Genomic DNA, 14,716 nt, shown 5'->3' with positions numbered 1-14,716 from the left:
AGCCAGGGTGAGCACAACGCGTGAGTTGATCTTGCTCGATGGCGGCATGGGCCGGGAACTGGCCCGCATGGGCGCACCGTTCCGGCAGCCTGAATGGTCTGCGCTGGCGCTGATGGAAGCTCCCGAATACGTGCGTCAGGTGCACGACCGTTTTATCGCCGCTGGCGCGCAGGTGATTACCACCAACAGCTATGCCGTAGTGCCGTTTCACGTGGGTGAAGCCGTCTTTGCGGTAGAAGGCAAGCAACTGGCCATGCTGGCCGGCAAACTGGCACGGGATGCCGCCAGCGCGGCGCCCCATGCAGTAAAGGTGGCGGGCTCATTGCCGCCCACATGTGGTTCTTATCGGGCCGATCTGTTTGATCGCAAACAGGCCGACCGCATTCTGGCCTGCCTGATCTCGGGGCTGGCCCCGTCAGTGGATTTCTGGCTGGCAGAAACGCAGAGCACGACCGCAGAAGTAGTGGCGGTGCGGGCTGCGCTCAATCTTCAGCAGCAACGCCAGCCGTTGTGGGTGTCTTACACACTGGAAGACGAAAACCCGGATCTGACCCAGCCGCGTATCCGCTCGGGCGAGTCGGTGGCTGATGCGGTCAAGGTGGCGGTAGAACTGCACGCGGCCGCCATCCTGTTCAATTGCAGTCAACCAGAGGTCATGAGCGGTGCCGTGCGCGCCGCCCGGGCCATGCTGAATCAATTGGGCGTGGATTTGCCGCTGGGCGTCTATGCCAATGCGTTCCCGCCGCAATCTGCAGATGCCCAGGCCAATGGCGAACTTGATGCCCTGCGGCCAGACCTGGACCCGCCGGGTTACGCGCATTGGGCCGCACGCTGGCTGGACGAAGGCGTGAGCATTGTCGGGGGCTGCTGCGGGATTGGTCCGGCGCATATTGCCTGCGTGCATGACGTGATTGCCGGACACCGTCACCCGCACGACTGAACGACGCGCTGCCGTCAGTGGGCGTGAACCGGCAGCCGCGTATCGGGCAAGGGCTGGCCGGTTTCATCCAGCAAGGGCGCGTTGGCCAGCGTACGCATCGCCCATTCCCCCTCTTGCCATTGCAGATAACCACCCAGGCCGGCGTACCAGTCCGGCAGTACCCAGCGTGTGCCAAACGGGGCTTCGTGCCGCGCGGGCCGATGGGTGTGGCCGTGAACCAGCACCTGCGCGTGTGCATGGCGCAAGGCCGCTTCAATGGCCGCCGCGTTTACATCCATGATGCTTTGCATCTTGGCCTGATTGGCCGCGCTCGACTGCGCGCGCAACTGCCCGGCTTTGCGATTGCGCCAGCGCAAGGGCAGGGCCAGCCAGATTGCCTGGGCCCAGCGGCTGCGCACAATGCGGCGGAACTTCATATAGCTCGCGTCATCCGTGCAGTAAGCATCGCCATGCGCCAGCAGCACGGGCGTGGCGTCATCCAGTGTGATCGTCGCCGGGTCTGGCAGGATGGTCAGCCCGGCCGTGCGCGCCAGCCGCTGGCCGCACAGGAAGTCCCGGTTGCCCGGCATGAAATACACCGCCACGCCGGCATCGGCCAGGTGCTTGATGTCCTGGGCCACGGCCGCGTAATACGGTTCGGATAACTGGTCGTCGCCGATCCAGGCGTTAAACAGATCCCCCAGAATGTACAAGCGGCTGGCAGCGCGGGCACGTCCGGCCAGAAACTGCCGGAATGCGTCGGTGGTGGCCGGGTCTGCCGGGGACAAATGCAGATCGGAAATAAACAGGATCGGTCGGGTCATCATGAATGAGGAGCATACAAAAAGCGCGGCCAGATGACCGCGCTTTTTTTGTGAACCGGCATGGCAATGCCGGCAAACGGACTGTTTATTCCAGAACTTCAGCGGTCACGATGGTGACATCGTCACGCGGCACGTCCTGATGGAAGCCCTTGTTGCCGGTCTTCACACCCTTGATCTGGTCAACCACGTCCTTGCCTTCCACTACTTTGCCGAACACGGCATAGCCCCAGCCTTGCGGGGTCGGGGACTTGTAGTTCAGGAAGTCGTTGTCAGACACGTTGATGAAGAACTGCGCGGAAGCAGAGTGCGGCTCCGGTGTGCGGGCCATGGCGACCGTGTAGGCATCGTTCTTCAGGCCGTTGCCGGCTTCGTTCTCGATGTTTTCACGGGTCGGCTTTTGCTTCAGGCCGGATTCAAAACCGCCGCCCTGAATCATGAAGCCGTCAATGACGCGGTGGAACACCGTACCGTTGTAGTGGCCGTCTTGTACGTATTGCACAAAGTTGGCGACGGTTTTCGGTGCCTTGGCTTCATCCAGCTCCAGCACGATATCGCCCATGGAGGTGGAAAGCTTCACTTTGGTCGTCATGGTGTCGTGTCCTTTGAAAGGTTCTGCAAATTACAAAAATCAAACTGATTTACTTGCTGCCGCTGGTGCGGGCGCTCTTGATCAGGATCGGGGTGGCCGGTACATCGCCCGGCACGGTCGGTGCATCGGCAATGGCGTCAACGACATCCATGCCCTTGATGACCTTGCCGAATACCGCATAACCGTAGCCATCACGGCTCGGGTAATTCAGGAAATCGTTGTTCTTGAGGTTGATATAGAACTGGCTGGTGGCCGAGTCTGGATCACCGGTACGGGCCATGGCCAGCGTGCCGCGATCATTCTTCAGCCCGGCCTTGTAGGCTTTGGCTGCTTCGTTTTTGATCGGCGCGCGCGTCGGACGTTCCTTCATGCTGGCGTCCATGCCACCGCCTTGTACCACAAAGTCTTTGACCACCCGATGAAAGATAGTGCCATCGTAGTGTTTGTCTTTTACATATTGCAGAAAGTTGGCGACAGACGCCGGAGCGGCATCCGGGTACAACTCGACGGTGATCGGGCCCTTGGAGGTATCCAGAACCACTTGCGGATTGGCTGCGGCAGCCACGCCGGCGATCAGTGTCAGGCCCAGTGCCAGCAAGAACTTTTTCATGCTTCATGACTCGGTGAGGGGACAAGGCGGCAATGATAGCACGGCAATTTGCTGCCTCCTTGCGCTAGAATGGGCGCAAATCTGTCGCCTCAGTGACTACCGGAACTCTTGCCATGCTGCCTGTCCCCCGCCTGCCCGCCCTGCCTTCCGTTGACCGTCTGATTTCTGAATTCGACGTCATGCTGCGTACGCTGGCGGCGCCGGCCATCAGCGAGCGCGCGCACCCGGATGCCCACATCGATGAAGCCGAACTGACCGAGGCCGACAAAACCCACGCCGCCGGCCTGATGCGGGTGAACCATAGTGGCGAGGTATGTGCCCAGGCGCTTTATCAAGGGCAAAGCCTTACCGCCCGTGACCCGGCCGCCCGCGATGCCCTGCGCCACGCCGCGCATGAAGAAGTCGAGCATCTGGCCTGGACCGAACAACGGCTGCACGAACTGGGCAGCCGCCCAAGTCTGCTGAACCCGTTCTGGTACGCCGGCAGCCTGGCGCTGGGCGTGGCCGCCGGGGTGATCGGCGACAAGTGGAACCTGGGTTTTCTGGCCGAGACCGAACGCCAGGTCGGCGAGCATCTGCAATCCCACCTGCGGGAATTGCCGCCGCAAGACGCCAAGAGCCGCGCTGTGGTCGAACAAATGCATACCGACGAGATGCAGCACGCCCATCTGGCTGAAGAAATGGGTGGCGCGCCGCTGCCCTTGCCCGTGGTGCATTTGATGGCGCAGACCTCCAAAGTCATGACCTCGCTGTCTTATCGCCTGTGATGTAAATCCTCCGGATGGCGGAGGAGTGGTACTTCATCACAGTGTTTTCTTGATACGAATCAATTGTTTGTAAAGTCACGCTGCTGAGCGGAACTTGTTCACAGAGAAGGCCCTGATGCCGCGCGTATAACTGCATGTCATATCACATTGACCACGCAGGTGCGGCATGTCACTCCTTCGATCTCCTTCTGAAATTGTCGATTACATGGCGCATCACGGCACTGAAAAAGCCGTGATGCCGGTATGGCGGCTCGGCCTGATGGCCGTGCTGGGCGGTATGTTTATCGGCCTGGGTACGTTACTGGCCATGGAAGTGGCCGGCGGCGCCACCGGCCTTGCGGCCAGCAATCCTGGCTTGCAGAAATTCCTGTTCGGTGCTGTTTTCCCGCTGGGCTTCATTGCAGTGACGCTGACCGGGGTTGATCTCTTTACCTCTAACTGCGCCGGTGGTTTTACCGCCTGGTGGCAAGGGGGGATTGGCAGCAAAACGCTGACCCGCTTCTGGGTGATCTCGTTTGCCGGTAACGCCATTGGCGCCGTCGCGACCGCCTGGCTGTTTGGTCTGGAAACCCATTTGCTGACCACCGATGCCGCCACGCAATATCTCGTCAACATTGCCAGCGCCAAAGTCTCGCACCCGTTCTGGATGACCTTCACCAAGGGTGTGCTGGCCAATATGCTGGTGTGCGTAGCCTCCATGCAGGGTTACTCGGCCAAGGACACGTTCGGTCGCATGCTGGGCATCTGGTTCCCGGTGATGGCCTTTGTCACCCTGGGCATGGAGCACAGCATCGCCAACCTGTTCATCATTCCCGCCGCCATGATGGCCGGCGCCGATATCAGCCTGAGCCAGTTCATCGTCGGCAACCTGATTCCGGCAACGCTGGGTAACCTCGTGGGTGGTGCCTTGCTGATCGGCCTGCCGTACGCGCTGATTTATCTGCCCCAGCACAAGAAATCAGCACCCGTGAAAGCGCATGAACATCCGGCCGCAGAAGGTTGTGTGCCTGATCTGGTGCCCTGATCCGCTGCACCAGCGTGGCGTCGCCCAACAAAAAAAGCCGCAATCAGCGGCCTTTTTTGTTGGTGGTGCAACTTGCATTGTTTGTTTAATCGTTCAATCCGCCTCGCGGATTTCGAAGTCATGCGTGATATCCGCGGTCTTGCCCAGCATGATCGAGGCCGAGCAGTATTTTTCTGCCGACAGCTTGATCGCGCGTTCCACTTGCTCAGGCTTGAGCGCCTTGCCGGTCACAATGAAATGAAAGTGGATACGGGTGAAGACTTTCGGGTCTTCCGTGGCACGGTCAGAGTCCACTTCCACCACGCAGTCACGCACGTCGGCGCGGCTCTTTTTCAGAATGTGGATGACGTCGTACGTGGTGCAGCCCACGGTACCCATCAGCACCAGTTCCATCGGGCGCGGGCCCAGATTGCGGCCGCCACCTTCGGGCGCGCCATCCATCAGCACCGCATGGCCAGAGCCGGATTCGGCCAGGAAACTGACTGCTTCAACCCATTTCAATCGTGCTTTCATCGTATCCCGCTTGTCTGTCTGAATATCAAGAATATATGTGGTGCCCGATTGTAGCCTTTCAATCGGCAGCGAGACCAGCAGGGGTGGACTTTGCTCCGATTGTCGCACCGCAGCAAATTTGCTTGAAACGATTTAGCTGTTTGTCATATACTGCTATTGCAACGTCAGGGCTTGCCTTGATGTTGTCTCCTCCATCCTCCTTCTTTGGTGGAATTCAGCGCAATCCAGACCAGGATTGCGTTTTTTTTACCACCGTATGTCAGCGTTAGTGTCTCCAGACGTATTCAGGTTTGACAGAGCCTTGAATACAGGGATAAAATCCGCGACTTTCTCCAAATCGAATTGTGGATACGAGCAGTTATGAAAACTTTTTCTGCCAAGCCGCACGAGGTAAAGCGCGAGTGGTACGTCGTTGACGCCACTGACAAAGTGCTGGGTCGTCTCGCGGCTGAAATCGCCAAGCGTCTGCGTGGCAAGCACAAGGCCGAGTACACCCCGCACGTTGATACGGGCGACTACATCGTAGTGGTTAACGCAGACAAACTGCGCGTAACCGGTGACAAGGCAACGTCCAAGATTTACTACCGTCACTCCGGTTTCCCGGGCGGTATCTATGAACGTACCTTCACTGAACTGCAAAACAAGTTCCCGGGCCGTGTGCTCGAGACCGCAGTGAAAGGCATGCTGCCGAAGGGCCCGCTGGGCTACGCCATGCTGAAGAAGCTGAAGGTTTACGCTGGCACTGAGCATCCGCACTCTGCCCAGCTGCCGCAAGTTCTGGATATCTAAGGAAAGCCCAAATGGTAGGTAAATACTATTACGGTACCGGTCGTCGCAAGAGCGCAGTTGCTCGTGTGTTTCTGACCAAGGGCACCGGTAACATCGTTGTTAACGGCAAGCCGCTGGATCAATACTTCGCTCGTGAAACCGGCCGCATGGTCGTTCGCCAGCCGCTGGAACTGACCCAGAACCTCGAATCCTTTGACATTCTGGTCAATGTGGTTGGTGGTGGCGAAACTGGTCAAGCCGGCGCGCTGCGTCATGGCATCACCCGTGCCCTGATCGACTTCTCCGCTGAGCTGAAGCCGACTCTGAAGGCTGCTGGTCTGGTTACTCGCGATGCACGTGAAGTTGAACGTAAGAAGGTTGGTCTGCGCAAGGCCCGCCGTCGCAAGCAATTCTCCAAGCGTTAATTCGCTGCGAGTGTTACTTGCTCAAAAGAACCGCCCCTTGTGGGCGGTTTTTTCATTTTCGGGCTTCGCTCCATGGATTTGTGGGGCGGCTTCATGATTTCATGATGGTTTTTTGACGCCTGACGAGCGGCCCGTGGCGGCAGACTTGCGATGAAGCGTGTTACAGAGATGTCAGTAAGGTTGGCACTTTAGTCTGTTAGAATTATCAGTCTGACTTTTCAGCCACAGGAGAAAGCGAACATGATCAACGTAGGCATTGTTGGCGGCACCGGTTACACCGGGGTAGAACTGCTGCGTCTGCTTTCCCGACATGGTGGCGCCAGAATCAAGGCCGTAACCTCCCGCAAGGAAGCCGGCATGCCGGTTTCTGACATGTTCCCCAGCCTGCGCGGCTGTGTGGATGTGGCGTTTTCCTCGCCGGATGACTCGGACCTCAAGCAATGCGACGTCGTGTTCTTTGCCACCCCGCATGGCGTGGCCATGGCCCAGGCGCGTGAGCTGCTTGAAGCCGGCGTCAAGGTGATTGATCTGGCGGCGGATTTCCGCCTGAAAGACCCCGCAGAATTCCAGAAATGGTATGCCATGGAGCATACCTGCACCGATCTGCTGGCCGAAGCCGTCTACGGCTTGCCCGAAGTGAACCGCGACGCCATCCGCAAAGCGCGTCTGATCGGTATGGCCGGTTGCTACCCGACCTCCGTACAACTGGGCTTCAAGCCGCTGCTTGATGGCGGCAAAAAGCTGATCGACACCCAGACGCTGATTGCAGACTGTAAGTCCGGCGTATCGGGTGCCGGGCGCAAGGCCGAAGTCGGCACCCTGTTTGCCGAAGCGGGCGACAACTTCAAAGCCTATGGCGTGAAGGGGCATCGTCATTCCCCGGAAATGGTGCAGGGGCTGACCGCCATTCACGGCGCGCCGGTGAATCTGACCTTTGTGCCGCACCTGACTCCGCTCATTCGCGGTATTCATTCCACCTTGTACGCACGCATTTTGCCTGAAGCGCGTGATACGGATTTCCAGAAGCTGTTTGAAGACTGCTTTGCCAACGAGCCGTTTGTGGATGTGATGCCCGCGGGCGCCACGCCGGAAACGCGGTCGGTGCGCGGTTCCAACTACGCCCGGATCGCGGTACATCGCCCGGGCAATGGCGACTTGCTGGTCATTCTGGTGGTGGAAGACAACCTGGTGAAGGGGGCTTCCGGTCAGGCCGTGCAGGTGATGAACCTGATGTTCGGCCTGCCTGAGCAGCAGGGTCTCGAAATTGTTCCGTTGCTGCCCTAAGGCCGGCTGACCCATGCGACGACGGCTTTACCGTTTGCAAAGGGCGCGGCTGTCAGCCGCGCCTTTGTCTGTCAAACCCGCGCCCGGTGTCACCGGCCGGCTGCTGCAGCTGACCACGCTGGTCGGCGTATTGTCGGTGGCGGTCGTGGCGGGCGTATGGTGGGGCTATCAGAACGGCGCCCGCCAGGAAAGCGAGCGTCTGGGGCAGGCGGCCAGGGCCTCGCTGGCCAATGCCAGCGCACTGGCGCAAGTCAGCCTGCAACTGGCCGAGAAAACCCAGCAACTGCAAATGGCAGATGCCGCGCGTACGGCGCTGGCCGGTGATCTGTCCAGCGCCCAACAAGAGCTGGCCAGCAGCCGCGAACGCCTTGCGTTTTTCGAGACATTGCTGACGGCCAATGATCGCGCTCATCAGGTCAGCTTTGCCTCCTGTGAGTTTGAGCCGGGCGAGCAAAACAAATGGCATTACCGTCTCACGGTCGTGCAAGGGGTAGACCGGGCGCCAGAGTTTGATGGTGTGCTTAATATTTCTGCCACCAGCAAGGCCAGACCTGCGCGGATCGAATTTGCCCAGCAAACGGTGCGGATCAAGCATTACCAGCGCATTGAAGGGGATGTCACGGTGCCCGATGGCGCGCGGCCAGAGCTGTTTGAGGCCACGCTGGGCGTCAAGGATGCCAGGACCACACTGGCGCAATGTCAGAAGAAAGCCGGAGGAATTTGATGTTCAAGAACAAAAAGGGTAGCCAGCGTATCGACAGCCTGATCGGTCAGGGCAGCGCCGTCAGCGGTGATGTTGTCTTTGCCGGTGGCCTGCGTGTTGATGGCACCATCCGTGGCAGCGTGACTGCTGCTGATGAAAAAAACGGCACGCTCGTCGTCTCGGAAAAAGCCAGGGTTGAAGGCAAGGTGCGTTGCAGCCATCTTGTACTGAACGGCGAAGTCGTGGGCCCGATCGAGTGTTCGCAGTTCGTGGAACTGCAACCGAAAGCCCGGGTCAAGGGCGATCTCACCTACAAGATGCTGGAAATGCATCCGGGCGCGGTGATTGAAGGTCGTCTGATCCCGCTGGCAGGCGCCAGTGTGGTGACCCCGGTGGCAGAGAAGTCGCCGCAGAGCGCGCCAGAGAAAGAAACCGCGCGCGTCTGACGGGCGCCGCATGCATGCGATGCCTGCTTTGTCCGCAAGATGGATTGACCGTCCGCCATGCGAGGCGGATAATCCAACTATATTAGTCAACTATTGCAGGAGCATCCCATGAATGCGGTAGCCGAAATGCCGAGCCCGTTCATTTTCACTGATTCCGCGGCCAGCAAGGTACGCGAACTGATCGAGGAAGAAGGCAATCCCGATCTGAAACTGCGCGTATTCGTGACCGGCGGCGGTTGCTCTGGCTTTCAGTACGGCTTCACGTTTGACGAAATCGTCAACGAAGACGACACCCCGGTTGAAAAGAGCGGCGTGACCCTCTTGATCGACCCGATGAGCTATCAGTACCTTGTCGGTGCTGAAATCGACTACGTCGAAAGCCTGGAAGGTTCGCAATTCACCATCAAGAACCCGAACGCCACCTCCACTTGTGGTTGCGGCTCGTCGTTCTCGGTCTGATCTGACACCACGATCAAATCAAAAAAGGAAGTCTGCGGACTTCCTTTTTTCATGTCTGTCATCCCCATAATGAAGCTTTCGGCCTCACGAGGGCAGGTTCATGTTTGAAGCAGCAGAACTCGGGCATCACATCGACAAGGCCACCTACAAGGCCGAAGAGCCCACCCTGCGGGAAGCATTGCTGGACTTGCAATACCAGATGCACGAACGCGCAGCGCGCTCTGTGGTGATCTTGCTCAGCGGCGTGCCTACCGCCGGCAAGGGCGAAATGGCCAACAAGCTGATGGAGTGGATGGACCCGCGGCACATTGCCACCCATGCGTTCAGCACGCATCCGCAAGACGATGCCGGCCGTCCCGGCATGTACCGCTTCTGGCGCAGCCTGCCGCCCAAAGGCCAGATCTCCATCCTGTTTGGCGGCTGGTATACCGGCCCTGTCTGGGCGGGTGAACACCAGCAAGCCCCGGCCACCTTGCAGCGAGAGGCAGAAAAAATCGCACGCTTTGAGCGCATGCTGGCTTCAGAAGGCGTGCTGTTGCTCAAGTTCTGGCTGCATTTGTCGGCCGACGAACTGAAAAAGCGCATGAAGGCGCTATCGGATAATCCGCTCACCGCCTGGCGCGTGGCCGATGAGGATCATGCCTACCTCAAACACTATGAACGCAATCTGGATGGTGCCCGCAAGCTCTTGATGGCGACCAATCTGGCGGACGCACCGTGGCGGGTGGTGGAGTGCGTGGATGAGAATTTCCGTGCGCTGACCGTGGGCCGGCAGTTGAAAGATGCGCTGGCGCATCATCTGGCCCAAGGCGAGCAGGGTACGACGCGGGTGGACGCCCCACCTTTGTTGCCGCCGGTGGATGGCCTGCGGCTGCTCGACACCCTCAAGCTCGATCATGAGCTCGACAAGAAAGACTATCTGCAAGAGCTGGAAGCCCTGCAGGGGCGCCTCAACGGGCTGAGCCGTGAACCGGGCTTCAAGGATATGGCCGTGGTGGTCGCGTTTGAGGGCATGGACGCGGCCGGCAAGGGCGGCAGCATCCGCCGGATTACCGGCGCGCTGGACGTGCGCAGTTATCAGGTGGTGCCCATTGCGGCCCCGACCGATGAGGAAAAAGCGCAGCCCTGGCTCTGGCGTTTCTGGCGGCACGTGCCGGCGCGCGGCCGGTTTACGGTGTTTGACCGCACCTGGTATGGCCGGGTGCTGGTCGAGCGCATTGAAGGCTTTGCCCATGTGCCCGAATGGATGCGGGCCTACAACGAGATCAACGACTTTGAAATGCAGCTCGATGCCGCCAACGTGATCGTGGTGAAATTCTGGCTGGCGATTGATCAGGATGAACAGCTCCGGCGGTTTCAGTCGCGTGAAGCAATTGGCTACAAACGCTTCAAGATCACCGATGATGACTGGCGCAACCGCGAGAAATGGAGCCAGTACGTTGAAGCCGCCAGCGACATGGTCGAGCGCACCAGCACGCCACATGCGCCCTGGCACCTGATCGGCGCCAATAACAAGTATCATGCGCGAATCAGAGTGCTGCGGACCCTGTGTGAGGCCATTGAGGCCCGCCTGGCCCGGCAGCATGCGGCCGATAAAACCGCGCACAAGAAAAAGTAAACGCAGAATCCTGAACCTGACGCCGGCGCCGCAATGCGCCGCGCGTTTTTTGCTTGCCGGAGACTAGTGCATGAAACCCATCCTTGATGCAGCCGTGCTGGACCAACTGTTTGCCAACGCGCGCACCTACAGCCATTTCAAGCCGCAGGAAGTCACTGACGCCACCCTGCAGCGCCTGTATGAACTGTGCCGTTATGCGCCGACTGCGGCCAACTCCAACCCGGCCCGCTTTGTGTTCGTCAAATCGCAAGCCGCCAAGGAAAAGCTCAAGCCTGCGCTGTCTGCCGGCAACGTTGATAAAACCATGGCTGCACCGGTGACTGTGATCGTCGCCTATGACCTGGAATTCTACGAGCAATTGCCCAAGCTGTTTCCGCATGCCGATGCGCGCAGCTGGTTTGCCGGTAACGATGCCGCCATCCAGAGCACGGCATTCCGTAACGGCAGCCTGCAAGGCGCTTACCTGATCGAAGCCGCCCGCGCGCTGGGTCTGGATTGCGGCCCGATGTCCGGGTTCGATAACGCCGCAGTCGATGCCGCCTTCTTTGCCGGCAGCAGCTGGAAATCCAACTTCCTGATCAACCTGGGTTATGGGGACGATACGCAACTGCACCCGCGCAATCCGCGTCTGGATTTCGACGAAGCCTGCCGTATCGATTAAGCTTGTCTCCGGCCGCCCACCTGCGGCCGGTGAGCGCGCCCGCGCAACACGGGCGCGCTACGCACAGAACAATGATAAAGCCGCGCCGGGTGTGCTAACCTGGCATCGGCCGTGGATGCGCGCATCCACTTTGGGGATCGCAAGCAAGATGAGTGACTGGAGCGTCTGGAAAGCGCTGGAAGACTGGCGCAACCGCAAGCACGAACTCGACCCGATGTTTGCCGCTGCCGGCGTTGCGCCGGAGCTGGAATCCATGGTGTCGCGCGTGCTGGTGGACATTCGCCGCGCTCCGCCTACCGCGCCGCTGGCCAGCGGCAACAAGCCGCAGGATGACGACGAATATCGCCGTTACACCGAGGCCTTTTACCGGCATTACGACGACAGCCTGTTCAAGGCCGAGTCTTTGCTGCGCCACCCCTGGGTGCCCGAAGCCGAACCCCTGGCGCGCAATGTGCGTAACGAAGTCACGCGCATGCGCCAGGCCATGGAAGCCAACCCGGGCAAGCCGCCTGATTTCAGCCGCCTTGAAACCGCGCTGGGGCATTACCTCAAGCTTGATGACCCGGCGCTGCCGATCAACCCGCAAATGCTGGCGGCGCGCAAGCAAACGCTGACCGAAATTGCAGGCTACCCCTTGCTGGTGCAGCACTCGCAATCGCACCAGTTCAATGATCTGCTGCCGCCCATGGCGTCAGAATCGTTTGAGGCTGACTACAACCAGCATCTGCAAGCGTATCTGGAAACGCCCTGGCTGCACTCGCGCCTGATCACGCAGTGGTATGCCACGGTGGCCGTTGAAATGGCCATGGCAAAGCGCAAGCGTGATGCGGTGAACGATGAGCGCCTGCGTGAAGGCCTGGGCTGGCGCTGGCCGGCCCCGTCGGTCTGGCTCAAGGATTTCGACCAGGCTGACCAGATGTGGTACCTGGTGCTGGTCATCATCGCCATTGCGGCGCTGTTCATGGAGTGGTGGCTGCTGGCGTTTGCCATCATTGTGTGGATGAACCTGTCGCTGGCGGCATTCCGGCGCGAGCAAAAAGAAATTGAACGCCGGCGTGCCCATGTGGTGGCCCGGCTGCATTTGCTCAAGAAAGTGCGCGACCGCTTTGCCAACGGCCACACGCCACTGGAACGGCTGGAAACCCAGTTGCATCAGCTTGATGAGGGCGACCTGCTCAACGAGCGCATGCTGCAGCTTTTGCATCTGCATCAGCACACCGCCTGACCGGGTTCTGCGCAAAAGCGGGGTAAGGCTGGCGCGGCTGCGGTAAAATCACGCCTTTCTTGCAAGCCGCAGCCATGTCCGCCCGTCCCGCCCCACTGGAAATCCTTCAGCACGTGTTTGGTTACCGCGATTTTCGCGGTATGCAGACTGATATCGTCCAGCATGTGACAGAGGGTGGCGATGCGCTGGTGCTCATGCCCACTGGCGGCGGCAAATCATTGTGTTACCAGATTCCGGCGCTGGCCCGGCCCGGCTGCGCCGTGGTGGTGTCGCCGCTGATTGCGCTGATGCAAGACCAGGTGGATGCCTTGCGGCAACTGGGCGTCTCTGCCGCGTTCCTGAATTCCACCCTGAGCCAGGAAGAATCCCGCGAAGTTGCCCAGGCCTTCGTCAACGGCGATCTCCAGCTTTTGTATGCGGCACCAGAGCGTCTGGTGACGCCCTCGTTCATGTCGCTGTTGCAACAAGCGCAGATTGCGCTGTTTGCCATTGATGAGGCGCACTGCGTTTCGCAATGGGGCCATGATTTCCGCCCGGAATACCTGGGTTTGTCCGTGCTGGCCGAGCAATTTCCGGGCGTGCCGCGCATTGCGCTGACCGCGACGGCGGACCACGCTACGCGTGAAGAAATCGTCACGCGGCTGGCCTTGCAGAACGCCCGCCAGTTCATCACCAGTTTTGACCGCCCCAACATCACCTACACCATTGTCGAGAAAAAGAACGCGCGTGATCAGTTGCTGACGCTGTTGCGGCGCGAGCATGAAGGCGATGCCGGTATTGTGTACTGCCTGTCACGCAAGAAGGTGGAGGAAACCGCCGCCTGGCTGCGTGAGCGCGAGATCAAGGCGCTGCCGTACCACGCCGGGCTGGATGCCAGCACGCGCGCCAGGCACCAGCAATTGTTCCTGCGCGAAGAAGGCGTAGTGATGGTGGCGACCATTGCGTTTGGCATGGGCATCGACAAACCCGATGTACGTTTTGTGGCGCACCTGGATCTGCCCAAGAGCATCGAGAACTACTACCAGGAAACCGGCCGCGCCGGGCGCGATGGCCAGCCTGCCACGGCCTGGATGGCCTACGGTCTGAATGATGTCGTACTGCTGGCCGAAATGATCGAGCAAGGCAACAGCGGCGACATCCAGAAACAGGTCGAGCGCCGCAAACTGGATGCCATGCTGGGGCTGTGCGAGGCCACGGATTGCCGCCGTCAGGCGCTGCTGGGTTACTTTGGCGAGCACATCGCGCCGTGTGGCAACTGTGATAACTGCCTGAACCCACCCCAACTGACCGATGTGAGCGAGTCAGCGCGCAAGGCGCTGTCGTGCGTGTTCCGCACCGGCAACCGTTTTGGCGTCGGGCATCTGGTGGATGTCTTGCGCGGCAAGCTCAATGACAAGGTCAAAAGCTGGCAGCACGACAAAACCAGCACTTTTGGTATTGGCCAGGATATCGATGAACCCACCTGGCGGGCCATCTACCGCCAATTGCTGGCCAAAGGCGCACTGCAAGTCAGTGGTGATGGCCATGGTGGCCTGGCCCTGGGCGATGCTGCCCGGCCTATTTTGCGGGGCGAAGCACCGCTGTACCTGCGTGCCCGTACCGAGAAATTCAAGGTGCGTGAGCGCGATAGCAGCGAGTTCCTGGAGCCGGAAGACAAGCAACTCTGGGCCGCCTTGCGCCGCAAACGCAAGGAACTGGCTGATACGCAAAACGTACCGGCCTACGTGATCTTTGCCGACGCCACACTCAAGGAAATGGTCCGCCTGCGCCCAGCAGACCGCTACGAAATGGCGCGCATTTCCGGCGTGGGTGATCGCAAGCTGGAAAAATACGCCGATGATTTCCTGGCGGTGATTGCCGAGCGGGGCTAAGCCCGCCCGG

The 14,716-nt window shown here is 59.8% G+C and carries 17 protein-coding genes; 13 read left to right on the top strand and 4 right to left on the bottom strand.

Going from position 1 to position 14,716, the window contains the following annotated elements:
* The first annotated feature begins 7 nt into the window (after window positions 1-7).
* A complete protein-coding gene (locus IEX57_RS10865; RefSeq protein WP_229708967.1) occupies window positions 8-940 on the top strand; it encodes a homocysteine S-methyltransferase family protein in 933 nt (310 codons plus the stop codon).
* Between the two features lie 14 nt (window positions 941-954).
* On the opposite strand, the gene IEX57_RS10860 is transcribed toward IEX57_RS10865, so the two are convergent.
* The 3 genes from IEX57_RS10860 to IEX57_RS10850 form a co-directional block, all read right to left on the bottom strand.
* A complete protein-coding gene (locus IEX57_RS10860; RefSeq protein ID WP_229708966.1) occupies window positions 955-1,746 on the bottom strand; it encodes a UDP-2,3-diacylglucosamine diphosphatase in 792 nt (263 codons plus the stop codon).
* A gap of 82 nt (window positions 1,747-1,828) precedes the next feature.
* Window positions 1,829-2,332 (bottom strand): peptidylprolyl isomerase, encoded by a 504-nt coding sequence (locus tag IEX57_RS10855; RefSeq protein WP_188704334.1) that lies wholly within the window; start codon window positions 2,330-2,332, stop codon window positions 1,829-1,831.
* 49 nt (window positions 2,333-2,381) lie between these two features.
* Window positions 2,382-2,942, bottom strand: coding sequence for a peptidylprolyl isomerase (locus IEX57_RS10850; protein ID WP_188704333.1), 561 nt, complete (start codon window positions 2,940-2,942; stop codon window positions 2,382-2,384).
* A gap of 113 nt (window positions 2,943-3,055) precedes the next feature.
* On the opposite strand from IEX57_RS10850, the gene coq7 reads away from it, so the two are divergent.
* Window positions 3,056-3,709, top strand: coding sequence for a 2-polyprenyl-3-methyl-6-methoxy-1,4-benzoquinone monooxygenase (coq7, locus tag IEX57_RS10845; protein WP_188704332.1), 654 nt, complete (start codon window positions 3,056-3,058; stop codon window positions 3,707-3,709).
* Window positions 3,710-3,875: 166 nt separating this feature from the next.
* Window positions 3,876-4,733: a formate/nitrite transporter family protein gene (locus IEX57_RS10840; RefSeq protein ID WP_188704331.1), complete on the top strand. Its 858-nt coding sequence runs from the start codon at window positions 3,876-3,878 to the stop codon at window positions 4,731-4,733.
* A 93-nt stretch (window positions 4,734-4,826) separates the two neighbouring features.
* On the opposite strand, the gene IEX57_RS10835 is transcribed toward IEX57_RS10840, so the two are convergent.
* Complete coding sequence (locus IEX57_RS10835) at window positions 4,827-5,246, bottom strand: OsmC family protein (RefSeq protein WP_188704330.1); 420 nt, start codon at window positions 5,244-5,246, stop codon at window positions 4,827-4,829.
* A gap of 360 nt (window positions 5,247-5,606) precedes the next feature.
* Here IEX57_RS10835 and rplM point away from each other — a divergent pair, with 360 nt between their 5' ends.
* From rplM to recQ, 10 genes are all read left to right on the top strand, one after another.
* Window positions 5,607-6,035 carry a 50S ribosomal protein L13 gene (gene rplM / locus IEX57_RS10830; RefSeq protein WP_184099901.1) on the top strand — a complete coding sequence of 143 codons (429 nt, stop codon included), beginning with the start codon at window positions 5,607-5,609 and terminating at the stop codon, window positions 6,033-6,035.
* 11 nt (window positions 6,036-6,046) lie between these two features.
* The gene (gene rpsI, locus IEX57_RS10825; protein WP_188694433.1) at window positions 6,047-6,439 is read left to right on the top strand and encodes a 30S ribosomal protein S9; all 393 of its coding nucleotides are present in this window, start codon (window positions 6,047-6,049) and stop codon (window positions 6,437-6,439) included.
* 240 nt (window positions 6,440-6,679) lie between these two features.
* Window positions 6,680-7,723, top strand: a complete 1,044-nt coding sequence (argC, locus tag IEX57_RS10820) for an N-acetyl-gamma-glutamyl-phosphate reductase (protein WP_188704329.1) — start codon at window positions 6,680-6,682, stop codon at window positions 7,721-7,723.
* A 64-nt stretch (window positions 7,724-7,787) separates the two neighbouring features.
* Window positions 7,788-8,447, top strand: coding sequence for a DUF6776 family protein (locus tag IEX57_RS10815; protein WP_188704328.1), 660 nt, complete (start codon window positions 7,788-7,790; stop codon window positions 8,445-8,447).
* Window positions 8,447-8,872: a bactofilin family protein gene (locus IEX57_RS10810; RefSeq protein ID WP_188704327.1), complete on the top strand. Its 426-nt coding sequence runs from the start codon at window positions 8,447-8,449 to the stop codon at window positions 8,870-8,872. The genes IEX57_RS10815 and IEX57_RS10810 overlap by 1 nt, the downstream gene beginning before the upstream one ends.
* Window positions 8,873-8,980: 108 nt before the next feature.
* Window positions 8,981-9,331 carry an iron-sulfur cluster insertion protein ErpA gene (erpA, locus tag IEX57_RS10805; RefSeq protein WP_188694446.1) on the top strand — a complete coding sequence of 117 codons (351 nt, stop codon included), beginning with the start codon at window positions 8,981-8,983 and terminating at the stop codon, window positions 9,329-9,331.
* 100 nt (window positions 9,332-9,431) lie between these two features.
* Window positions 9,432-10,949, top strand: coding sequence for a polyphosphate:AMP phosphotransferase (pap, locus tag IEX57_RS10800; RefSeq protein WP_188704326.1), 1,518 nt, complete (start codon window positions 9,432-9,434; stop codon window positions 10,947-10,949).
* A gap of 70 nt (window positions 10,950-11,019) precedes the next feature.
* Window positions 11,020-11,610, top strand: coding sequence for a malonic semialdehyde reductase (locus IEX57_RS10795; protein ID WP_188704325.1), 591 nt, complete (start codon window positions 11,020-11,022; stop codon window positions 11,608-11,610).
* A 148-nt stretch (window positions 11,611-11,758) separates the two neighbouring features.
* Entirely contained in the window at window positions 11,759-12,835 is a 1,077-nt protein-coding gene (locus IEX57_RS10790; RefSeq protein ID WP_188704324.1) for a hypothetical protein, read from the top strand.
* 74 nt (window positions 12,836-12,909) lie between these two features.
* On the top strand, window positions 12,910-14,706 hold the full coding sequence (gene recQ / locus IEX57_RS10785; RefSeq protein WP_188704323.1) for a DNA helicase RecQ: 1,797 nt from the start codon (window positions 12,910-12,912) through the stop codon (window positions 14,704-14,706).
* Window positions 14,707-14,716: the final 10 nt, after the last annotated feature.

Origin of the sequence: Silvimonas iriomotensis (assembly GCF_014645535.1) — a bacterium.
GTDB lineage: Bacteria > Pseudomonadota > Gammaproteobacteria > Burkholderiales > Chitinibacteraceae > Silvimonas > Silvimonas iriomotensis.
This window is presented reverse-complemented; position numbering and strand designations above follow the sequence as displayed.